General features: G+C 40.9%; 11 protein-coding genes, 21 tRNA genes and 3 rRNA genes. 3 read left to right on the forward strand and 32 right to left on the reverse strand.

The window, feature by feature from the left end:
- Positions 1 to 8: 8 nt before the first annotated feature.
- On the reverse strand, positions 9 to 890 hold the full coding sequence (locus tag EJF36_RS16120) for an ATP-binding protein (RefSeq protein ID WP_125907295.1): 882 nt from the start codon (positions 888 to 890) through the stop codon (positions 9 to 11).
- A gap of 160 nt (positions 891 to 1050) precedes the next feature.
- Between EJF36_RS16120 and EJF36_RS16125 the strand changes: the two genes are divergently transcribed.
- Entirely contained in the window at positions 1051 to 1851 is an 801-nt protein-coding gene (locus EJF36_RS16125) for a TIGR00266 family protein (RefSeq protein WP_125907296.1), read from the forward strand.
- 280 nt (positions 1852 to 2131) lie between these two features.
- Here the strand turns inward: EJF36_RS16125 and EJF36_RS16130 are convergent, their stop codons facing one another.
- The 29 genes from EJF36_RS16130 to EJF36_RS16270 form a co-directional block, all read right to left on the reverse strand.
- Positions 2132 to 2332, reverse strand: a complete 201-nt coding sequence (locus EJF36_RS16130; protein ID WP_125907297.1) for an FmdB family zinc ribbon protein — start codon at positions 2330 to 2332, stop codon at positions 2132 to 2134.
- 335 nt (positions 2333 to 2667) lie between these two features.
- On the reverse strand, positions 2668 to 5064 hold the full coding sequence (locus EJF36_RS16135) for a glycogen/starch/alpha-glucan phosphorylase (protein WP_125907298.1): 2397 nt from the start codon (positions 5062 to 5064) through the stop codon (positions 2668 to 2670).
- Positions 5065 to 5148: 84 nt separating this feature from the next.
- Positions 5149 to 6576, reverse strand: coding sequence for a glycogen synthase GlgA (gene glgA / locus EJF36_RS16140; RefSeq protein ID WP_125907299.1), 1428 nt, complete (start codon positions 6574 to 6576; stop codon positions 5149 to 5151).
- A complete protein-coding gene (locus EJF36_RS16145; protein ID WP_125907300.1) occupies positions 6573 to 7592 on the reverse strand; it encodes a GlgC family sugar phosphate nucleotidyltransferase in 1020 nt (339 codons plus the stop codon). Before EJF36_RS16145 ends, glgA begins: the two co-directional genes overlap by 4 nt.
- A 15-nt stretch (positions 7593 to 7607) precedes the next feature.
- Positions 7608 to 8750 carry a glucose-1-phosphate adenylyltransferase gene (locus tag EJF36_RS16150; protein ID WP_125907301.1) on the reverse strand — a complete coding sequence of 381 codons (1143 nt, stop codon included), beginning with the start codon at positions 8748 to 8750 and terminating at the stop codon, positions 7608 to 7610.
- Positions 8747 to 10645 carry a 1,4-alpha-glucan branching protein GlgB gene (gene glgB / locus EJF36_RS16155; RefSeq protein ID WP_125907302.1) on the reverse strand — a complete coding sequence of 633 codons (1899 nt, stop codon included), beginning with the start codon at positions 10643 to 10645 and terminating at the stop codon, positions 8747 to 8749. Before glgB ends, EJF36_RS16150 begins: the two co-directional genes overlap by 4 nt.
- Before the next feature lie 695 nt (positions 10646 to 11340).
- Positions 11341 to 11412: transfer RNA gene (locus EJF36_RS16160), tRNA-Glu, on the reverse strand.
- A 9-nt stretch (positions 11413 to 11421) separates the two neighbouring features.
- Positions 11422 to 11498, reverse strand: a tRNA-Ile gene (locus tag EJF36_RS16165).
- Between the two features lie 14 nt (positions 11499 to 11512).
- A tRNA-Gly gene (locus EJF36_RS16170) sits at positions 11513 to 11586 on the reverse strand.
- Positions 11587 to 11592: 6 nt separating this feature from the next.
- A tRNA-His gene (locus EJF36_RS16175) sits at positions 11593 to 11668 on the reverse strand.
- Between the two features lie 48 nt (positions 11669 to 11716).
- Positions 11717 to 11792 (reverse strand) — tRNA-Thr (locus EJF36_RS16180).
- Between the two features lie 23 nt (positions 11793 to 11815).
- A tRNA-Phe gene (locus tag EJF36_RS16185) sits at positions 11816 to 11891 on the reverse strand.
- 19 nt (positions 11892 to 11910) lie between these two features.
- Positions 11911 to 11987: transfer RNA gene (locus EJF36_RS16190), tRNA-Asp, on the reverse strand.
- Between the two features lie 5 nt (positions 11988 to 11992).
- Positions 11993 to 12069, reverse strand: a tRNA-Met gene (locus tag EJF36_RS16195).
- Positions 12070 to 12099: 30 nt separating this feature from the next.
- A tRNA-Ser gene (locus EJF36_RS16200) sits at positions 12100 to 12192 on the reverse strand.
- Positions 12193 to 12201: 9 nt separating this feature from the next.
- Positions 12202 to 12278: transfer RNA gene (locus EJF36_RS16205), tRNA-Ile, on the reverse strand.
- Between the two features lie 7 nt (positions 12279 to 12285).
- Positions 12286 to 12362 (reverse strand) — tRNA-Met (locus EJF36_RS16210).
- A 28-nt stretch (positions 12363 to 12390) separates the two neighbouring features.
- Positions 12391 to 12466, reverse strand: a tRNA-Ala gene (locus EJF36_RS16215).
- A 13-nt stretch (positions 12467 to 12479) separates the two neighbouring features.
- Positions 12480 to 12556, reverse strand: a tRNA-Pro gene (locus EJF36_RS16220).
- Positions 12557 to 12564: 8 nt separating this feature from the next.
- Positions 12565 to 12641, reverse strand: a tRNA-Arg gene (locus EJF36_RS16225).
- 25 nt (positions 12642 to 12666) lie between these two features.
- Positions 12667 to 12755: transfer RNA gene (locus EJF36_RS16230), tRNA-Leu, on the reverse strand.
- 8 nt (positions 12756 to 12763) lie between these two features.
- A tRNA-Gly gene (locus EJF36_RS16235) sits at positions 12764 to 12838 on the reverse strand.
- 12 nt (positions 12839 to 12850) lie between these two features.
- Positions 12851 to 12935, reverse strand: a tRNA-Leu gene (locus EJF36_RS16240).
- Positions 12936 to 12968: 33 nt separating this feature from the next.
- Positions 12969 to 13044: transfer RNA gene (locus EJF36_RS16245), tRNA-Lys, on the reverse strand.
- Between the two features lie 28 nt (positions 13045 to 13072).
- Positions 13073 to 13148, reverse strand: a tRNA-Thr gene (locus tag EJF36_RS16250).
- A gap of 19 nt (positions 13149 to 13167) precedes the next feature.
- Positions 13168 to 13243 (reverse strand) — tRNA-Val (locus EJF36_RS16255).
- 5 nt (positions 13244 to 13248) lie between these two features.
- Positions 13249 to 13364 (reverse strand): 5S ribosomal RNA (gene rrf / locus EJF36_RS16260).
- 127 nt (positions 13365 to 13491) lie between these two features.
- A 23S ribosomal RNA gene (locus tag EJF36_RS16265) occupies positions 13492 to 16410 on the reverse strand.
- Positions 16411 to 16628: 218 nt separating this feature from the next.
- Positions 16629 to 18168 (reverse strand): 16S ribosomal RNA (locus EJF36_RS16270).
- The 16S, 23S and 5S rRNA genes sit together here with 20 tRNA genes alongside, the layout of an rRNA operon.
- Before the next feature lie 487 nt (positions 18169 to 18655).
- Here EJF36_RS16270 and EJF36_RS16275 point away from each other — a divergent pair.
- Complete coding sequence (locus EJF36_RS16275; RefSeq protein WP_125907303.1) at positions 18656 to 19480, forward strand: protein-glutamine gamma-glutamyltransferase; 825 nt, start codon at positions 18656 to 18658, stop codon at positions 19478 to 19480.
- Here the strand turns inward: EJF36_RS16275 and EJF36_RS16280 are convergent.
- Positions 19473 to 20393 (reverse strand): DMT family transporter, encoded by a 921-nt coding sequence (locus EJF36_RS16280; RefSeq protein WP_125907304.1) that lies wholly within the window; start codon positions 20391 to 20393, stop codon positions 19473 to 19475. The two genes, EJF36_RS16275 and EJF36_RS16280, sit on opposite strands and share 8 nt — an antisense overlap.
- A gap of 134 nt (positions 20394 to 20527) precedes the next feature.
- Entirely contained in the window at positions 20528 to 21349 is an 822-nt protein-coding gene (locus EJF36_RS16285; RefSeq protein WP_125907305.1) for a Cof-type HAD-IIB family hydrolase, read from the reverse strand.
- A 244-nt stretch (positions 21350 to 21593) separates the two neighbouring features.
- Here EJF36_RS16285 and EJF36_RS16290 point away from each other — a divergent pair.
- Positions 21594 to 21666: transfer RNA gene (locus EJF36_RS16290), tRNA-Ala, on the forward strand.
- Positions 21667 to 21912: the final 246 nt, after the last annotated feature.

A 21912-nucleotide genomic window follows, 5' to 3' on the forward strand; every position in this document is an offset into this window, starting at 1 on the left:
TCATCTCCCTATTCAAACAACGTTTCTGCGACATTGCGCACAGCCGCTTTTTCTCTGTCATCATCAAGTTTCTCAATAATCCCTCTTTCAATGGCACGTAATGGAGGTAAAAACACAGCCAAGTCACAAGTATCAAGCAAAGCTCTAATCGATGCCGCTTCCTCTGAGACGTTTCCATTGCGTACTTGTGCAATTAAGTCACTAGAAAATATCATAAACTTTTGAATAACAGTCTCATTCTTTAATTGTGATTGTTCTTCAATGACTCGCTGTAAGTCCTCACCTTGAATATACGGTACTTCAACAGCTATAAAGCGATTCTTTAGCGCTTCATTTAATGGCACTGTCCCCACATACCCTTCATTAATAGCAGCTATTACCGCAAAGTTCGGATGTGCTTTAACTACTTCACCTGTGAAAGGGTTCGTGATTGTTCTACGATAATCTAACACACCATTTAAAATAGGCAATGTTTCAGGCTTCGCCATATTAATCTCATCAATATACAATAAATGTCCCTGCTTCATTGCCTTTATAACTGGACCTTGGACAAATTCAATATTTGCCTGTCCTTCATTGTTCGAGATAGTTTTGAATCCAAGCAAGGCCTCCGCATCTAAATCGACTGAACAGTTAATACTGTGCATTGGTTGAGAAAATGTCGCAGATAATGTTTCCGCTAATTTTGTTTTTCCGGAACCTGTTGGTCCTTTTAAAAGAACATTCTTACCCATGGCAACAGCGATAATGGCATCATGAATAATGGTATAATCAGCAGGCAGGTATCCACCTGTTCCAACTAAATACAAGTCTTTTTTCTTTAATGTTTGCTTTCTATCTTCAACAATTTGTTCTATTTGTGGTGGTAATTTCAATCCTTGGTAATTCATTTTAAAAATCCTCTCTATTTACATCATAGCTTGCCTAATCGTACTATATTTTTATGAAATTGAAAAAGAAATTGACTTAATATTATCTTCCCAAAAAAGGAAACTTTATAAACGATAGCGAATTAGTTATCGTACATACTATTAAGTAGAGGTGAATACGATGAATTCTCATGAAATTGAGTACAAATTGCACGGTGATGATATGCAGTTTGTCGAGATTGAGCTAGACCCTCGTGAAAGCGTCATTGCGGAAGCAGGGGCTATGATGATGATGGAAAATGGTATTGATATGGAAACCATTTTCGGTGACGGTAGTAAAGGTGGTGGCAGTGGCTTACTTAACAAACTAGTGGGAGCTGGTAAACGACTTATCACAGGCGAAAGTCTATTTATGACTGTTTTTACAAATGATGACCGCGAAAAGCGTCACGTAAGCTTCGCTGCACCGTACCCTGGTAAAATCATTCCTGTTGACTTAAGCGAACTTGGTGGGAAAATTATTTGCCAAAAGGATGCCTTTCTATGTGCCGCTAAAGGCGTCTCTGTAGGTATCGATTTCCAACGAAAACTTGGTGCTGGGTTCTTCGGTGGGGAAGGTTTTATCATGCAAAAACTCGAAGGAGACGGTTTAGCATTTCTTCATGCAGGCGGTACAATTATGCGTCGTGATCTTGAACCAGGTGAAGTTCTTCGTGTTGATACAGGGTGTTTAGTGGCGTTAACAAAGGATGTCGATTATGATATTGAATTTGTTGGTAAGGTGAAAACAGCATTCTTCGGTGGAGAAGGTCTATTTTTTGCAACTGTACGTGGGCCAGGTACTGTTTGGGTTCAATCACTTCCATTCAGCCGCTTAGCTGACCGTGTATTTGCAGCTGCTCCGCAATCAGCAGGTGGACGAAGCGTCGGTGAAGGTAGTATTCTAGGCGGCTTTGGCAACCTACTTAATGGTGATGATTAAGTCAGATCGCTACAAACGACTGCCTAACGGCGCCAAGCACATGACGAGCGCCGTTTAGAAGTCCTGACAACCAGAGGCAATTAACTTGTGATGACCGGAAAAACAATTTCTATTTTTATCTCCAGCTGTTTGCGTCTAGAATCAGATACTCATCTAGGTTTAAAATTATATTCTTTCCTTTCCATTAAAAAGAACCGCACACAGGCATTGTTCGGTTCTTTTTTTCATTTGCAACTCATTAACCCTCGCTACGACACGCGTAGCCTTACTAGCATCCCGCTCAAGTGAAACCACTACTTACAGGTCGCGAAGAACTATCACCAGATCCCGAAGATATCGGGCCTTTAATATTTGCTTTAAAAACCCTCTCATGCTCATTACTCGTACAAACTGGACAAACAACGTCTGCTAACTTGCTAAACGAAACAAGCTTTTGGAATTCCTCTCCACACTTTGAGCACTTTAAATCAAAAAGTGGCATGAAGTTCACTCCCCTCATATTTATAATAAAGTTGCCACCATGTATACCCTATAATGTATTTTACATAATTATATAAAATTCACAAGTAAAACGGCAATTGAAATATATGTAGTTCGAAGATTGTTAAAAAAGCTCACAACCTCTTCATAATCTGCTACGGATTCTTAATATGTTTAGCAAAGACTTTGGTAGGAGGGTTACCTTCTAATAAACCACTCGAGAATCATTACACTAAAACTTATGAAAAACCTGCACCCATAGCTCAAATTGTAATTCCCAATATACAAAAGCTACCTAGCTGTTCTATGCTAGGTAGCTCCAATTACTTCTAACTATTATTTTTGTCCATGGATTTTCCATATGTCGCTTGCATATTCATTTATTGTTCGGTCACTTGAGAAGAATCCTGATTTTGCGATATTAACTGTGCTCATCTTTAACCATTGTGGTTGATTAATATAAGCGGCGTTAACTCTCTCTTGTGCCTCTACGTAAGCAGCAAAGTCCTTAAGTACAAAATAGTGGTCATTTTGAACAAGTAATGAATCATAAATTGGTTCAAATAAGTTACCGATATCTGGGAAGAAATTGTTCACGAGCTGCTCACATAACTGGCGAATACGCACATCATGGTGGTAGTATTCCATCGAAGAATAACCACCTGTCGCATAAAGATTCATCACTTCATCTGCAGACAAACCAAAAGTAAAGATATTATCCTCACCAACGAGTTCTTTAATCTCCACATTCGCTCCATCCATAGTCCCGACTGTTAAAGCACCGTTCATCATAAACTTCATATTACCTGTACCTGATGCTTCTTTACTAGCAGTTGAAATTTGTTCACTAACATCTGCTGCAGGAAAAATATCTTCTGCTAAGCTTACACGATAGTTTTCTATAAAAATAACCTTTAAGTAATCTTTTGTTTGTTTATCGTTATTAACCTTATCAGCTAATTCGTTGATTAACTTAATAACCTTTTTGGCATAGTAATATCCAGGTGAAGCCTTGGCTCCAAAAATAAACGTTCGTGGGTGAATAGTAAAGTTCGATTCCTCTTTTAAACGGTTATATAAGTACATAATGTGTAACACATTCAACAACTGACGCTTATAAGCATGCAAACGTTTGACTTGAACGTCGAAAATAGAATTAGAATCTATATCAATACCAGTTTTATTCTTTATATGCTTTGCTAAAATTTGCTTACGCGTATGCTTTACATTACTTAACTGTTCTAAAAACGCACCATCTGTTGTGTGTGGCATTAATTCATCAAGCTTGGCTGGATCTTTTATCCACTTATCACCAATCGTATTCAGGAGAAGATTGGTTAATTCCGGATTACTCTTAATAAGCCACCTTCTATGAGTAATACCATTAGTTTTACTGTTAAATCTCTCTGGAAACATCGTATAAAAATTTACAAACTCGCGATGCTTCAAAATCTCTGTATGGATCTTGGCAACACCGTTCGTACTGTGGCTTCCCACGATAGCTAAGTGCGCCATCTTAATCATATCGTGTGCGATAATGGCCATATGCTCAATTCTGTCCCAGTCACCCGGGTATCGTTCCCATAACAGCTTACAGAAACGTTCATTAATCTCTTCCACAATCATATAGATACGTGGTAATAGCGGTTTAAAGAGGTAAATTGGCCACTTCTCAAGGGCTTCTGACAGCGTTGTATGGTTAGTATAAGAGATAGTCTGCGTTGTAATCTTCCATGCCTCATCCCAAGTCATTCCTTCTTCATCAAGTAAGATTCGCATTAGCTCAGGAATGGCTAAAACAGGATGTGTGTCATTAATATGGATAGCAACTTTTTCATGTAAATTTCGCAAGTGACCATGTTGTTTACGATGACTCGATACAATATTTTGTAAGCTTGCGCATACTAGGAAGTACTGTTGCTTTAATCTTAGTATTTTCCCGTCATCATTTGTATCATCCGGATATAAGAATTCAGATACAGCCTCTGTTTGTCTCTTATACTCAAGTACATCAATGCCAGGTGGATATGGAGATGGCTCTGCACTCCACAAACGTAATGTATTGACTGTTGAAGTATCATATCCAACAACAGGCATATCATATGGAACAGCTGTGATAGTTTGGCAGTCTACATGGCGAAAAATAAAACGCCCCTCTTTTTCTACAACCTCTACCTTCCCGCCAAAACGAACCTCAACCGCAGCATCTGGTTTACGCACTTCCCAAACATTCCCATGTCTCAGCCACTGCTCAGGATATTCTACTTGAAAGCCATCAATTATTTTTTGATCAAACAAGCCATGCTTATACCGAATTCCAAAACCGTGACCTGGTAGATTTAATGAAGCTAACGAATCAAGAAAGCAAGCTGCTAAACGACCTAATCCACCGTTACCTAAACCTGCATCTGCTTCTATTTCTTCAATATCATGAATGTTGATTCCTAGCTCCTTCAAGCCTACTTCGACTGTATCACGGATCCCTAAATTCAATAGGTTATTAACTAACAAACGACCTAACATAAACTCGATAGATAAATAGTATACTTGTTTTGTTTGAGTCGTTCGATACATCTCATTTGTTTTTATCCAGCTTGAACTGATATATTCCCTTACCATATTTCCCAATGTGTAATAATGGTCACGAGTAGACGAATCTTCGAAGCTCTTCCCATACAACATTTCAAGCCTTTTTAAAAAAGCAATTTTAAAAACCTCTTTGTTAGAAAACAACCTATTTTCACCTCTCAAGTTTATTTCATCATTTCTTCAGATGAATGGCTAGCCCACTTTTAAAGGCTAGCCTTAAAATACAAACTACACACTTTCATAAAGCGAAATATAGGCAGAAGCAGATTGCTTCCAACTATAATCCTTACTCATTGCCTCTTGTTGAATAGTACTCCATGCGTCCTTTTGCTGATAAAAATGGATTGCTCTCCGAATTGTGTGTAGCATGTCATGAGCATTAAAATTCGTAAAGCTAAATCCATTTCCTTCGTTCGTCGTTTCATTATATGATTGAACAGTGTCATTTAACCCACCTGTTTCACGAACAATAGGAATAGATCCGTATCGCATAGCAATTAACTGACTCAATCCACAAGGCTCGAACTTCGATGGCATCAAGAACATATCTGACCCAGCATATATATTTCGCGCCATTTCTTCCGAAAAACCTATATGGGCCTTACATTTTTCTGGATAATGATATGCCATATGAACAAAATATTGCTCAAAATGCCAATCACCTGTACCTAGTACCACAAATTGGACGTCATCTGCCTGAAGAATCTCATCCAACACTCGTTTAACTAAATCTAATCCTTTTTGTGATGTTAAACGTGTAACCATAGCTATTACGGGTACATCAGCTCTTTCTGGCAAATGAAAGCGACGTTGAAGAGCAAGTTTATTTTCAAGCTTTCCAGCTATATTATGAACCGAGAAATGATTGGCAATATGTAAATCTGTTTCCGGATTATACTCTTCCTCATCAATCCCATTTAATATTCCGGCAACACGATCATGTTTGTACCTTAAAAGTCCATCAAGCTTTTCACCAAAATAATCGGTTTGAATTTCTTGGCAATATGTCGGACTAACTGTTGTAATCATATCTGAACCGACAATAGCCCCCTTCATAAAGTTAATATTGCCGTAAAACTCTAGTTGATCTGTATTAAAATATCTATCATCTAGCCCTAATAAATCCCCTAATGCTTCTCTTGGAAAAATACCTTGGAATTGCAAGTTATGAATGGTAAACACTGTTTTTATATCTTTATAGAACGGATCTTTACTATATTCATGCTTAATTAAAAATGGAACCATACCCGTATGCCAATCATGGCAGTGGATAACATCAGGCTGAAAATCTATTACAGGTAACACGTCTAATATGGCACGGTTAAAGAAAGAGAATCGTTCTCCATCATCATAATGGCCATATAAAGAGTCTCGCTTGAAATAATACTCATTATCGATAAAATAATACGTAACATCATTATACGTGAACATTTCAATACCACAGTATTGTTGTCGCCAACCCACTGGTACTACAATATCGGTGATTTTTGTCATGTCCCGTTTATAACTTTCAGCAATCATGCCGTATTTTGGTAATATTACACGAACATCAACATCTTGCTTAACCAATGCCTTTGGGAGGGCACCTGCTACATCAGCAAGCCCACCCGATTTTATAAACGGCACGCATTCACTTACTGCAAACAAAACCTTCATGAATTCATCATCGCTCCTTGTACGGTTCCCTTTTGAATGGTGTAAGGCAATTCCCTTGTACCTCTCACAGTCACGCCGTCTTCAACCTTAACATCTTTATCTAGTATTGATTGCTCGATGACACAATTCTCGCCGATTTGCGTCTTTTGCATAACGATACTGTTTCGAATAACAGTGCCTTTCCCGATTTTAACCCCGCGGAAAATAATACTATTTTCAACTTCTCCTTCAATCACACAACCGTTTGCTACCATAGAGTTTTTAACTTTAGAACAGTTTCCATAGCGCGTTGGCGGCTCATCTTTAACTTTTGTTAAAATCGGACTATCTTTTTTGAAAATTTCACGCCAAACTTCTGGCTTTAGCATATTTAGACTATTTTCATAGTAGCTTTCGATAGAATCTAGAACAGCTGTGTAACCCGAGAACTCATAATCACATACTATTAATTTATTTGTGTGGTCACGGGCAACATCATGAAAGTTTTCATAATTTGTTTGTGATAGGTTAGCAATTATGTCTAACAATAGAGACGTTTCTAACAAATATACTTCTAGTGATTCACCTTTATAGCGTACTTCCGTAATATCACAGTTCATGCGAATATGACGTTCTAATATTTTTTGAAAATCCATATTACAAACTGTATTACATTTAGCAATAACAGCATATTTTTGCTTACTTCTTAAGAAGAAATCTATATTTTGCTCAAGCTGTTTGAAGAAATTAATATTCCCATCTGGGTTAAAGGGTGGGAAGAAAAATAAACCATCACGCTTTCTGTTTAAATCCCACTGCTTCCCTGAACCTAAATGGTCCATAAGAGACCTATAATGGTAACGTGGAAAAATAGCTACGCTGTTTATACTAGAATTAACCATATTCGATAACATAAAATCTATTAATCGATAACGTCCGGCAAACGGCACAGCTGCTAAAGATCTACTCATTGTCAATTCTTGAATGGTTGAAGCAGATATCGATGCATCAATGACACCAAGCATATTATTGTTCACAGGAACCATCCTCTCTTACTTATTAAGATTTAAAAGCATATCTTCGTTGATTAAAATAATCTCATCAGTTTGTGCTGATGGATACACATGAACACCGTCAGGGATTGATACACCCGGAGGTACAATTGCCTTTTCAATGTGTACATTTTTTCCAATATGTGCATCTGGCATCACAACTGTTTCTTTAAGGTAAGAGCCTTCCCCAACATAAGCACCTTGGAATAAAATTGATTTTTCGATTTGTCCTTCTACGATACAGCCTTCGTTAACTAATGACTTTACTACAGTAGCTGTCGGAGCAATATATTGTGGTGGTTCATTTGGGTTCACAGAGTATATGCGCCATGAATGATCAAATATATTCAAATCATTTTTATCGTCTAATAAATCCATGTTAGCTTCCCACAGGCTTTTAACCGTACCTACGTCCTTCCAGTACCCTGAGAAAGGATATGCCATCAACTTTTTCTTTTCTTCTAAAAGTAATGGAATGATATCTTTCCCAAAGTCATGATTTGATTCTGGATTACGATCATCCATCTCCAAGTATTTTTTTAGAAGCGACCAGTTGAAAATGTATATACCCATTGATGCTAAATTACTTTTTGGATACGCCGGTTTTTCATCAAACTCTGTAATCAGCATCTCTTCATTTGTATTCATAATCCCAAATCTGCTAGCTTCAGCCCATGGCACTTCAATAACAGAAATAGTCACATCTGCTTGTTGCTCAATATGATAATCTAGCATTTTAGAGTAATCCATTTTATAGATGTGGTCACCTGACAAGATTAATACATACTCCGGATCGTACTGCTTAATATAGTTGATGTTTTGGAAAATGGCACTCGCTGTTCCTGTATACCACTTCACTTCTGATGACTCACTATAAGGTGGTAACACAGTGACACCGCCATCTCGTCTATCTAAATCCCAGGCACTACCTATACCAATGTAAGAGTTTAATAGAAGGGGTTGATACTGTGTTAAAACACCGACTGTGTCAATACCTGAATTTGTACAATTACTTAATGTAAAATCTATGATTCTATATTTCCCTCCGAAGGGAACAGCTGGTTTAGCTAATTTTTCAGTAAGTGCACTTAAGCGGCTACCCTTACCGCCTGCTAAAAGCATTGCTACACATGTCTTTTTCATTTTGTCTTTTTCCCCTTTCTCTTACGTCTTTTAACGGGTCGTAGAATAGTAACGCCAAATGGTGGTATCGTAATAGAGGCTTTATATTCCTTACCATGAAAAGATTCTTGTTTTGGATTTATTTCCCCTTTATTAATTTGACCAGAACCACCAAATTGCTCATCATCACTATTTAGAATTTCACGGTATGTTTCACCTGTCGGCATTCCGATATAGTAATCGTGATACACAGACTCTCTGAAGTTACAAACAATGACTAAATGATCCTCCGGCTTTTGTCCCTTTCGTATAAACGAAAGGATACTTTGCTCACTGTTATTTGCATCGATCCATTCAAAGCACTCTGAATTATGATCAAGCTCAAACAACGCTTTATGACGCTTATAAATAGCCAAAAGCTCTTTAGTATATATCCTCATCTTCTCGTGCATGACATATTCTTCAAGCATCCAATCTAATTGCTCTAAGTCTTTCCATTCGTCATATTGTCCAAATTCTCCACCCATAAATAAGAGTTTCTTACCTGGGTGACTAATATGATATCCGTACAATAAACGTAGTTGAGCAAACTTCCTCCAGTAATCGCCCGGCATTTTATTTAATAATGATCGTTTTCCATGAACAACTTCATCATGAGAAAACGGTAAAATGAAATTTTCACTAAACGCATAAAAAAGTGAGAATGTCAGCTTATTATGCAGATACTTTCTTTGCTCTGGTTCTGCCTCCATATAAGATAACGTATCGTTCATCCAGCCCATATTCCACTTATAATTGAACCCCAAACCACCATCGCTTGTCGGTGCTGTTACAAGTGGCCAATCTGTTGAATCCTCTGCAATCATTAAAACCGTTTGATCATAGGCAAACACTACTTCATTAAGAGTCTGTAAAAAACTCACTGCAAACTCATTTTCATGAAGTTCATTTGAATTAGGCCAGTATAGCATATTAGCTACCGCATCTACTCGAAAACCATCTACATGAAAAGTCTCAAGCCAAAACATAGCATTGGAAACTAGAAAGCTTCTAACTTCAGGTTTACCTAAGTCAAAGTTTGCAGTCCCCCATATATAGTTCTCTCGATCATGTTCTTTAACGTATTCATAGGTTGGCTGTCCATCAAACATATAAAGTCCATGGGCATCTTTACAAAAGTGACCTGGCACCCAATCCATGATCACCCCTACGTCATTTTGATGACATTGATCAATAAAGTACATTAAATCTTCAGGTGTCCCGTAACGACTTGTTGCAGCAAAATATCCTGTTCCTTGATAACCCCATGAGCGATCATAAGGGTGCTCAATTAAAGGTAAGAGCTCAATATGTGTGTAGCCATGCTCTTTTACATAAGGAATCAAGTGTTCAGCTAATTCCTTATATGTATAGAGTTCACCATCCTCATGCTTTCTCCATGTACCTAGATGTATCTCATAGATAAACATAGGTTGGTCGTAAACAGATTTACGTCGCTTTTTCTGATGCCATTTTGTATCTTGCCACTCATATTCTTGAAACGTATGAACAATTGAAGCTGTATTTGGTCTTTCCTCAGCATATACTGCATATGGATCTGCCTTTAAAATTACATTTCCATCATGAGTTACTATGCGATACTTATATAAATGCCCCTCTAAGTCTTTAGGTAGGATTACTTGCCATATTCCTTCATTATTTAACTTTTCCAAAGTATATTGAGGATCTATTGCTTCCCAATCATTGAATGTACCAACAAGTGAAACTTGTTTAGCATGAGGTGCCCATACTGTAAATCGCGTTTCACATAATTCATCATTCTTTTTAACATGCGAACCAAATATCTCATAACATCGAAAATGACGACCTTCATGATACAAATGCAAATCAAATTCTGACGGAGCTACCACTGTCATTACAACACCCTCTCTTTCGTATTCCGTATAGGCTCTATATTCAACCAATATAAAACAAAATCCTTGTAATAAATAGGGTTAATTTACGACAAACTTTTACATTATTTTCATTTCATTATTTTTCTAAAATATGTGAATACGCTTTCTTTACTACCAAAAACACAGATTTCTCTGTGTAATACTTTTGTAAAATATTATTTATTTAACAAAATTCACAAAAATTTAAATAATTTTAATATATATAAACGGGGCATTTGTGACATGAATTGCAAAACAACTTTGTGGGCACTATCACATTAAGTAGATATTTGTAGAAAGCACTAAAAAATTAATTTCAATTTACCGAAGTAAAAGCAATTAATCTACTAGTTCGGATATTGGCATATGGCGAAAAATACAACACTCTCACAGCAAAGCTACCCGAAGTCTTTTATAGGGGATGATACATTTCCCAATATCTTTTCTCACCTCCTGAAAGGTTTATGGGATAAAGTAGTTTTGTCTAGAAAAGAAAGAGTGGGCTGTTTTGTGTGAAACTTACATGAGGATACTTTAGCACTCACTATGTTGTATAACTAAAATGAAGACTAGAGGATGATGTGTGATGTATCATTACGGTTATATGATTGCAAGTCTTACTTGAATCTATGAAAATGCAAAAAAACGTTGCACATAAATGTGCAACGTTTTAGAAATGACCCGTACGGGATTCGAACCCGTGTTACCGCCGTGAAAGGGCGGTGTCTTAACCGCTTGACCAACGGGCCATATTTATATGGTGGGCCTAAGTGGACTCGAACCACCGACCTCACGCTTATCAGGCGTGCGCTCTAACCAGCTGAGCTATAGGCCCTTACGTTAAATGAATGGAGCGGGTGATGGGAATCGAACCCACGACATCAGCTTGGAAGGCTGAGGTTTTACCATTAAACTACACCCGCAATAAATGGGGCGATTGATGGGAATCGAACCCACGAGTGCCAGAGCCACAATCTGGTGCGTTAACCACTTCGCCACAACCGCCGTGCTATATTCAAATGGAAAGTTTTTTTCACATAAGTGAAAAAACTCTGGTGCCGACGAGAGGACTTGAACCCCCAACCTACTGATTACAAGTCAGTTGCTCTACCAATTGAGCTACATCGGCATCTTTAAAAATGTCCATAAAAATGGTGGCTCAGGACAGAATCGAACTGCCGACACAAGGATTTTCAGTCCTTTGCTCTACCAACTGAGCTACTGAGCCATACACTGTATTATAATAATGGCGGTCCGGACGGGACTCGAACCCGCGACCTCCTGCGTGACAGGCAGGCATTCTAACCAACTGAACTACCGGACCATTTTTGGTTGCGGGGATAGGATTTGAACCTATGACCTTCGGGTTATGAGCCCGACGAGCTACCAGACTGCTCCACCCCGCGATAATAATATTTACTGTTTTAAAAATGATATGGCGGAGGAAGAGGGATTCGAACCCCCGCGGGCTTTAACACCCCTGTCGGTTTTCAAGACCGATCCCTTCAGCCGGACTTGGGTATTCCTCCGTATGAAAATGGTGGACCTTGTAGGACTCGAACCTACGACCGGACGGTTATGAGCCGTCTGCTCTAACCAACTGAGCTAAAGGTCCGTAGTAATGGTAGCGGCGGAGGGAGTCGAACCCACGACCTCACGGGTATGAACCGTACGCTCTAGCCAGCTGAGCTACGCCGCCATGTTTATTGTATTTATTATAAATTTGTTGGTGGAGCCTAGCGGGATCGAACCGCTGACCTCCTGCGTGCAAGGCAGGCGCTCTCCCAGCTGAGCTAAGGCCCCGTAATTCTTTTAATGGTCGGGAAGACAGGATTCGAACCTGCGACCCCTTGGTCCCAAACCAAGTGCTCTACCAAGCTGAGCTACTTCCCGTATTTAAATGGCGCGCCCGACAGGAGTCGAACCCATAACCTTCTGATCCGTAGTCAGACGCTCTATCCAATTGAGCTACGGGCGCTTTATTTTGTTTACGAAAAAAATGTTGGTGCCGAGGACCGGAATCGAACCGGTACGGTAGTCACCTACCGCAGGATTTTAAGTCCTGTGCGTCTGCCAGTTCCGCCACCCCGGCACTTACTATGGAGCGGAAGACGGGATTCGAACCCGCGACCCCCACCTTGGCAAGGTGGTGTTCTACCACTGAACTACTTCCGCGCTTGAATATCATGGTGCGGGTGAAGGGAGTCGAACCCCCACGCCTTGCGGCGCCAGATCCTAAGTCTGGTGCGTCTGCCAATTCCGCCACACCCGCATGTTATGAAAACTATAGATGATTAATAAATCATGGTGAGCCATGAAGGACTCGAACCTTCGACCCTCTGATTAAAAGTCAGATGCTCTACCAACTGAGCTAATGGCTCATTTTATATAATAATAAAATGAATAACGTGGTGCCGACGAGAGGACTTGAACCCCCAACCTACTGATTACAAGTCAGTTGCTCTACCAATTGAGCTACATCGGCTTTATAGGCATGTCCTTTATGGTGGAGGATGACGGGATCGAACCGCCGACCCCCTGCTTGTAAGGCAGGTGCTCTCCCAGCTGAGCTAATCCTCCATCAAGTCTAGCGATGTCCTACTCTCACAGGGGCAATGCCCCAACTACCATCGGCGCTGAAGAGCTTAACTTCCGTGTTCGGGATGGGAACGGGTGTGACCTCTTCGCCATTATCACTAGACTTTTTAAGGAACATTTATTATTATACTTATATATTTTCAAAAATCAAGTCTTTTTTCAAAACTTTTTTGAGAGAGTTCCCTCAAAACTAGATAACGATAATACAACTGATGTTTGTGCGTCGACTTTTGGTTAAGTCTTCGATCGATTAGTATTCGTCAGCTCCACGTGTCACCACGCTTCCACCTCGAACCTATCTACCTTGTCATCTTCAAGGGATCTTAGAATGGGAAATCTCATCTTGAGGGGGGCTTCATGCTTAGATGCTTTCAGCACTTATCCCGTCCGCACATAGCTACCCAGCGATGCCTTTGGCAAGACAACTGGTACACCAGCGGTGCGTCCATCCCGGTCCTCTCGTACTAAGGACAGCTCCTCTCAAATTTCCTACGCCCACGACGGATAGGGACCGAACTGTCTCACGACGTTCTGAACCCAGCTCGCGTACCGCTTTAATGGGCGAACAGCCCAACCCTTGGGACCGACTACAGCCCCAGGATGCGATGAGCCGACATCGAGGTGCCAAACCTCCCCGTCGATGTGGACTCTTGGGGGAGATAAGCCTGTTATCCCCGGGGTAGCTTTTATCCGTTGAGCGATGGCCCTTCCATGCGGAACCACCGGATCACTAAGCCCGACTTTCGTCCCTGCTCGACTTGTAGGTCTCGCAGTCAAGCTCCCTTGTGCCTTTACACTCTACGAATGATTTCCAACCATTCTGAGGGAACCTTTGGGCGCCTCCGTTACATTTTAGGAGGCGACCGCCCCAGTCAAACTGCCCACCTGACACTGTCTCCCATCCCGATCAGGGATGTGGGTTAGAATTTCAATACAGCCAGGGTAGTATCCCACCGACGCCTCCACCGAAGCTAGCGCTCCGGCTTCTCAGGCTCCTACCTATCCTGTACAAGCTGTACCAAAATTCAATATCAGGCTACAGTAAAGCTCCACGGGGTCTTTCCGTCCTGTCGCGGGTAACCTGCATCTTCACAGGTACTAAAATTTCACCGAGTCTCTCGTTGAGACAGTGCCCAGATCGTTACGCCTTTCGTGCGGGTCGGAACTTACCCGACAAGGAATTTCGCTACCTTAGGACCGTTATAGTTACGGCCGCCGTTTACTGGGGCTTCGATTCAGAGCTTCGCTTGCGCTAACCCCTCCTCTTAACCTTCCAGCACCGGGCAGGCGTCAGCCCCTATACTTCGCCTTGCGGCTTCGCAGAGACCTGTGTTTTTGCTAAACAGTCGCCTGGGCCTTTTCACTGCGGCTTGTCAGGGCTTTAACACCCCAACAAGCACCCCTTCTCCCGAAGTTACGGGGTCATTTTGCCGAGTTCCTTAACGAGAGTTCTCTCGCTCACCTTAGGATTCTCTCCTCGCCTACCTGTGTCGGTTTGCGGTACGGGCACCTACCCCCTCGCTAGAGGCTTTTCTTGGCAGTGTGGAATCAAGGACTTCGGTACTATAGTTCCCTCGCCATCACAACTCAGCCTTCACGATGACGGGATTTGCCTCATCATCAGCCTAATTGCTTGGACGCGCTAATCCAACAGCGCGCTCACCCTATCCTCCTGCGTCCCCCCATTGCTCAAACGGTGGTGAGGTGGTACAGGAATATCAACCTGTTATCCATCGCCTACGCCTTTCGGCCTCGGCTTAGGTCCCGACTAACCCTGAGCGGACGAGCCTTCCTCAGGAAACCTTAGGCATTCGGTGGAAGGGATTCTCACCCTTCTTTCGCTACTCATACCGGCATTCTCACTTCTAAGCGCTCCACTAGTCCTCACGGTCTAGCTTCACAGCCCTTAGAACGCTCTCCTACCAATGTCGTCAGACATTCCGCAGTTTCGGTGATACGTTTAGCCCCGGTACATTTTCGGCGCAGAGTCACTCGACCAGTGAGCTATTACGCACTCTTTAAATGGTGGCTGCTTCTAAGCCAACATCCTGGTTGTCTAAGCAACTCCACATCCTTTTCCACTTAACGTATACTTTGGGACCTTAACTGGCGGTCTGGGCTGTTTCCCTTTCGACTACGGATCTTATCACTCGCAGTCTGACTCCCATGGATAAGTCTTTGGCATTCGGAGTTTGACTGAATTCGGTAACCCGATGAGGGCCCCTAGTCCAATCAGTGCTCTACCTCCAAGACTCTTACTCATGAGGCTAGCCCTAAAGCTATTTCGGAGAGAACCAGCTATCTCCAGGTTCGATTGGAATTTCTCCGCTACCCACACCTCATCCCCGCACTTTTCAACGTGCGTGGGTTCGGGCCTCCATTCAGTGTTACCTGAACTTCACCCTGGACATGGGTAGATCACCTGGTTTCGGGTCTACGACCACGTACTAATTCGCCCTATTCAGACTCGCTTTCGCTGCGGCTCCGCCTATTCAGCTTAACCTTGCACGTAATCGTAACTCGCCGGTTCATTCTACAAAAGGCACGCCATCACCCATTAACGGGCTCTGACTTGTTGTAGGCACACGGTTTCAGGATCTCTTTCACTCCCCTTCCGGGGTGCTTTTCACCTTTCCCTCACGGTACTGGTTCACTATCGGTCACTAGGGAGTATTTAGCCTTGGGAGATGGTCCTCCCTGCTTCCGACCGGATTTCACGTGTCCGGCCGTACTCAGGATCCACTCTGGAGGGAACGAAGTTTCAACTACAGGGTTGTTACCTTCTTTGACGGACCTTTCCAGGTCGCTTCATTTACTTCGTTCCTTTGTAACTCCGTATAGAGTGTCCTACAACCCCAAGAGGCAAGCCTCTTGGTTTGGGCTAATCCCGTTTCGCTCGCCGCTACTCAGGGAATCGCATTTGCTTTCTCTTCCTCCGGGTACTTAGATGTTTCAGTTCCCCGGGTCTGCCTTCATCACCCTATGTATTCAGGTGTAGATACTGTTCCATTACGAACAGTGGGTTTCCCCATTCGGAAATCTCCGGATCAAAGCTTACTTACAGCTCCCCGAAGCATATCGGTGTTAGTCCCGTCCTTCATCGGCTCCTAGTGCCAAGGCATCCACCGTGCGCCCTTCCTAACTTAACCTACGATCATTGATCGTGTTTATAAATCAGTTCTTTTAACTTTGCGACAAACAAGTTAAAAGAGGCATTACTAATTAAACCATATTGGTTTTGGATGTCGTTGTTTATCGTTATCTAGTTTTCAAGGAACTATCTTTGAGAGTTAATAGCTCTCTCAAAACTAAACAAAACCAAAGCGCTTCATCTACCGTAAGGTAGATGTTCCGTAATAATCCTTAGAAAGGAGGTGATCCAGCCGCACCTTCCGATACGGCTACCTTGTTACGACTTCACCCCAATCATCTGTCCCACCTTAGGCGGCTGGCTCCTTACGGTTACCCCACCGACTTCGGGTGTTACAAACTCTCGTGGTGTGACGGGCGGTGTGTACAAGGCCCGGGAACGTATTCACCGCGGCATGCTGATCCGCGATTACTAGCGATTCCAGCTTCATGTAGGCGAGTTGCAGCCTACAATCCGAACTGAGAATGGTTTTATGGGATTCGCTCAACCTCGCGGTTTTGCAGCCCTTTGTACCATCCATTGTAGCACGTGTGTAGCCCAGGTCATAAGGGGCATGATGATTTGACGTCATCCCCACCTTCCTCCGGTTTGTCACCGGCAGTCACCTTAGAGTGCCCAACTAAATGCTGGCAACTAAGATCAAGGGTTGCGCTCGTTGCGGGACTTAACCCAACATCTCACGACACGAGCTGACGACAACCATGCACCACCTGTCACCTATGTCCCCGAAGGGAAAACCCTATCTCTAGGGCGGGCATAGGGATGTCAAGACCTGGTAAGGTTCTTCGCGTTGCTTCGAATTAAACCACATGCTCCACCGCTTGTGCGGGCCCCCGTCAATTCCTTTGAGTTTCAGTCTTGCGACCGTACTCCCCAGGCGGAGTGCTTAATGCGTTTGCTGCAGCACTGAAGGGCGGAAACCCTCCAACACTTAGCACTCATCGTTTACGGCGTGGACTACCAGGGTATCTAATCCTGTTCGCTCCCCACGCTTTCGCGCCTCAGCGTCAGTTACAGACCAGAGAGTCGCCTTCGCCACTGGTGTTCCTCCACATATCTACGCATTTCACCGCTACACGTGGAATTCCACTCTCCTCTTCTGCACTCAAGTCCTCCAGTTTCCAATGACCCTCCACGGTTGAGCCGTGGGCTTTCACATCAGACTTAAAGGACCGCCTGCGCGCGCTTTACGCCCAATAATTCCGGACAACGCTTGCCACCTACGTATTACCGCGGCTGCTGGCACGTAGTTAGCCGTGGCTTTCTCGTTAGGTACCGTCAAGGTACCGCCCTATTCGAACGGTACTTGTTCTTCCCTAACAACAGAGTTTTACGATCCGAAAACCTTCTTCACTCACGCGGCGTTGCTCCATCAGACTTTCGTCCATTGTGGAAGATTCCCTACTGCTGCCTCCCGTAGGAGTCTGGGCCGTGTCTCAGTCCCAGTGTGGCCGATCACCCTCTCAGGTCGGCTACGCATCGTCGCCTTGGTGAGCCATTACCTCACCAACTAGCTAATGCGCCGCGGGCCCATCTATAAGTGATAGCTAAAAGCCATCTTTCAATTTATCTTCAGGCAAAGATAAATGTTATCCGGTATTAGCTCCGGTTTCCCGAAGTTATCCCAGTCTCATAGGCAGGTTGCCCACGTGTTACTCACCCGTCCGCCGCTAACCACCGAAGTGGTTCGCTCGACTTGCATGTATTAGGCACGCCGCCAGCGTTCGTCCTGAGCCAGGATCAAACTCTCCGAAAAGAAGTTTGACTTGCTCAAATTTACATCTGGCAATTCTTTTTGCGACTTCAAAATCGCTTGTTTTGTTTCTATAATAGAAACGTTTTAGCGCTTGGTTTTGTTTAGTTTTCAAAGAGCTTTTTTTGCCGTTCGTTTGAAGCGACCTTATTAATATATCACATCCGAACGATTACTGTCAATATGTTTTTAAAATTTGTTTTTCATTTTTGCCGCTCGTCTTGCGGCGACGTTTAATAATATATCACATATAAATTTTCTATGCAAGTGTTATATCAAAAAAACTTTCAAGTAGTGTTTTATTATTTATTTACTCTTTTTCAATTCATTGCTACCGTTGATTTTAATCCACATTTATATATTTCTCTATAATTACTTTCATATTTACAATCTTTTATTGGCATAGAAATAACTAACACTGCAGTTTGTTTCTCACGTCCTTAAATTGGCAACATATAATGTAGTATTTCAAAAATGAGGTGAGACTAAAATGATTAAGATTCAATATAATACCATTCCTATATCTAATCTATTAGAGATGTTTCCCAACCAACCATATATAACAATCCTTCGAAAAATGGCACAATACCGAAATATATATCGTTATGATTCATTTGAACAACTTCATTTCGAATTAATTTTAAGAACAGCTACAATAAAAGCAGCGAATGATTTATACAAAAGCGGAGTAGAGTTTGCAACATTCTCAACGACCATATCTAATCCTCAATATTGGAACCGGTCTGGAAAAGGAGAAATTATTCTTAAAAGAGGGCGACTTCCTTCCGATGCAATACAAGATATTTTTAATAACGGTACTTTATACGCATTTGAATGCGCTACTGCCATGCTTGTAGTTTTTTATAAAGCAGTATTAGATTGCATAGATGTCCGTGCCTTTAATTCTCTATATAGTAATTTAGTGCTTTACGACTGGAAATACGATAAGGATCTATATATTGAAACAACAATCGGTGATGATTTTTTACTTGGTGACTGTATATACTTTAAAAACCCTCAATTTGATCCTAACACACCACAATGGCAAGGTGAGAACGCAATTATACTAGGTGAAGATTTATATTTTGGACATGGAATTGGAATCGGTTCTGCTGCTTTCATTATTGAAAACTTAAACGAGCGCAGACAACCGGGAGCTAATAGATCAGCCTACTTAAAAGACCAAGTTACTAGACCAGGTTATAAATCCTTAGCTAAGTACAGAAAAAAGGATCTTTTTATACCATCTCGTTCAAAAAAAACACCTACAGATTTCATTCTCGCAACCATTGGCTCAACTACATTTATTACTTAAAGGAAATCTTAGATTTTTTAAATGGCAGCTGTTTAGCTTTGCGTGCTGACAATAAAAATAAAGATATACCTAATAAAACTATGATGCCACCGGCAATTTGTGTAGCTAGTACACTTTCACCTAATATATAATACGCTAAAATAGTTGCTCCAATTGGCTCTAGCAAAATACTCATTGAGATAATATTAGTTGATACCCATCGTAATGCCCAATTAAAGAGAGAATGCCCTAACAACGTTGGGAAGATAGCAAGGAGAATAAACCATACCCAATCTGTTTGGCTAACGGGTTGAAAAGAGTATTTAAATAGTACTATATAAATAATTAACGTAATGGAACCAATTCCATAAATTATAAATGTATATGTAATGAGCGATAAACGTTTACGTATGTCCTGACCAAATAATAAATACGCTGTAACCATCACACAAGCGACTAATGCTAGAAAATCACCTAATAATGCCATTCCACTAATTTGAAAGTCTCCCCAGCTTATAATAAAACTTCCGACAATAGCTAGTATTCCACTTAGTATTGCTCCGAGCGTTAATTTTTCTTTAAAGAAAATATATGTACCTATAAATGCAAATAAAGGTTGCAGAGTTACAAGTACAACGGAGCTAGCTACAGACGTGTAGTTTAATGATTCAAACCATAAAATAAAATGAAGAGCTAAAAAAACACCTGCTAGTACACTGAAACACCAATCACGTCTTGATATTAATTTCACTTCTGCTCTGTACTTCCAAATAAAAAAAGGAAATAATAATATAACTGAAAAAAACAACCTGTAAAATGCTATTACTGGTGCAGCTGAATCAGCAAGCCGAACAAAAATGGCTGACATTGAAATAGATATAATTGCTATTAGAATAACAGCGTAAGGATTCATTATCGGTCGAGATGACTCCATCAAAAAAATTCCTTTCTTATATAAAAGCGTAGTTAAACTTAATATTAATTTCGCTCTTTGATGCTTATTCCCTCTTTACATTCATTACATTTGAAAAATAGCCCTCTAAAAATAGAGGGCTAACATTATACACATTAAACAAGTACCGAAGTAGGAAGGATAAACTTTTCAACAACTTTCGCTACTCCATCATTCATATTTGTATCTGTTACGTAGTTAGCTTTTCCCTTGATATCATCAGGAGCGTTCCCCATCGCTACTCCTAATCCTGCAAATTCAATCATAGCTAAGTCATTGTAACTATCACCAACTGCAATAACTTCTTCCCTTTTGATATTTAATTTATTAATAAGTAAATGTAAGCTCGTCCCTTTTGTTACACCAACTTCTGTAAACTCTAAAAAGAACGGTTTTGAACGCATCACACTTAATTGCTCAGATAGTTCTTGTTGAAGCTTAGTTTCAACTTTTTTCAAATGCTCAGGTTCATTCACCATAAGCACCTTAACCACTGGTTCAGTTATAGCATCTTTAAAGCTATCAACCTTCACTATATTCATTCCAGTTAGTTCACCTTCAATAGTAGTGAACTCATTATGCTCTTCAGTAAAAATTTCATCTCCAACGTAAGTGTGAATTAATACCCCTTCGTTCTTGCTAATGTCATATAAAGTGTGTACCATCTCTGGGGATAGTGTACTACTAAATAATTCTTCATTTGTTTTACAGTTAATAATTTTCGCACCATTGTATGAAAGAATGAAACTACCATATTGATCAAGCAGTAACTCCTTTGCAATATGTCTCATTCCAAAAGTAGGACGTCCTGAAGCAAGAACCACCTTCACTCCCATTTCCTGCGCTTTCATTAGCGCTTCAATATTTCTTTTAGAAATTGTTTGGTCATGGTGTAAAAGGGTATCATCTAAATCTAAAACAATCATTTTATAATCCATTGCATTTGTCCTTTCTCGATGTCATATTAGTTTTATTATCTATTATCCTACTATACCCTTTCATTTTAAAAAATAATATTGTATGTTCTAACATTTTAGTGAATCCATTTACTGGATATAACCTGACCGACATCTGCAAGGCTAACTAGCTCCAGTTCATATACTGAGAAAGTACTATCATTTTTTCTATTGACTATTCATCTATAGCGCAATAAAATAAGAATACAATCTTATTTTAACTTACGGGGCATTAGCTCAGCTGGGAGAGCGCTACACTGGCAGTGTAGAGGTCAGCGGTTCGAGCCCGCTATGCTCCATACTGAAAAAGACTTTTCTGTATAGAATGGTCTTTTTTTATTTTAATTTTATATTTCTAAAACTCCTATAACTTAATCGAAATAAGTGATGTAGGGAACTCTCCAAATAAGAGTAGCGCTTCATCTAACATCCTCATTATCTAACTCCCATTCAGTTTGAGATCAATACAAATGGCATAATTAGTTTATTATATTCTCAAACCTACACTTAAGGGGCTTTTGCTTTCAGTCACAACATTACATCCC

Origin of the sequence: Bacillus sp. HMF5848 (genome assembly GCF_003944835.1) — a bacterium.
GTDB lineage: Bacteria > Bacillota > Bacilli > Bacillales > HMF5848 > HMF5848.

Coding starts and splice junctions, on each gene's coding strand:
- glgB (WP_125907302.1), bottom strand. CDS start 10,645: ATGACAGTGGTAGCTCCGTCAGAATTTGATTTGCATTTGTATCATGAA.
- EJF36_RS16120 (WP_125907295.1), bottom strand. CDS start 890: ATGAATTACCAAGGATTGAAATTACCACCACAAATAGAACAAATTGTT.
- EJF36_RS16275 (WP_125907303.1), top strand. CDS start 18,656: ATGATTAAGATTCAATATAATACCATTCCTATATCTAATCTATTAGAG.
- EJF36_RS16280 (WP_125907304.1), bottom strand. CDS start 20,393: ATGGAGTCATCTCGACCGATAATGAATCCTTACGCTGTTATTCTAATA.
- EJF36_RS16125 (WP_125907296.1), top strand. CDS start 1,051: ATGAATTCTCATGAAATTGAGTACAAATTGCACGGTGATGATATGCAG.
- glgA (WP_125907299.1), bottom strand. CDS start 6,576: ATGAAGGTTTTGTTTGCAGTAAGTGAATGCGTGCCGTTTATAAAATCG.
- EJF36_RS16285 (WP_125907305.1), bottom strand. CDS start 21,349: ATGGATTATAAAATGATTGTTTTAGATTTAGATGATACCCTTTTACAC.
- EJF36_RS16150 (WP_125907301.1), bottom strand. CDS start 8,750: ATGAAAAAGACATGTGTAGCAATGCTTTTAGCAGGCGGTAAGGGTAGC.
- EJF36_RS16130 (WP_125907297.1), bottom strand. CDS start 2,332: ATGCCACTTTTTGATTTAAAGTGCTCAAAGTGTGGAGAGGAATTCCAA.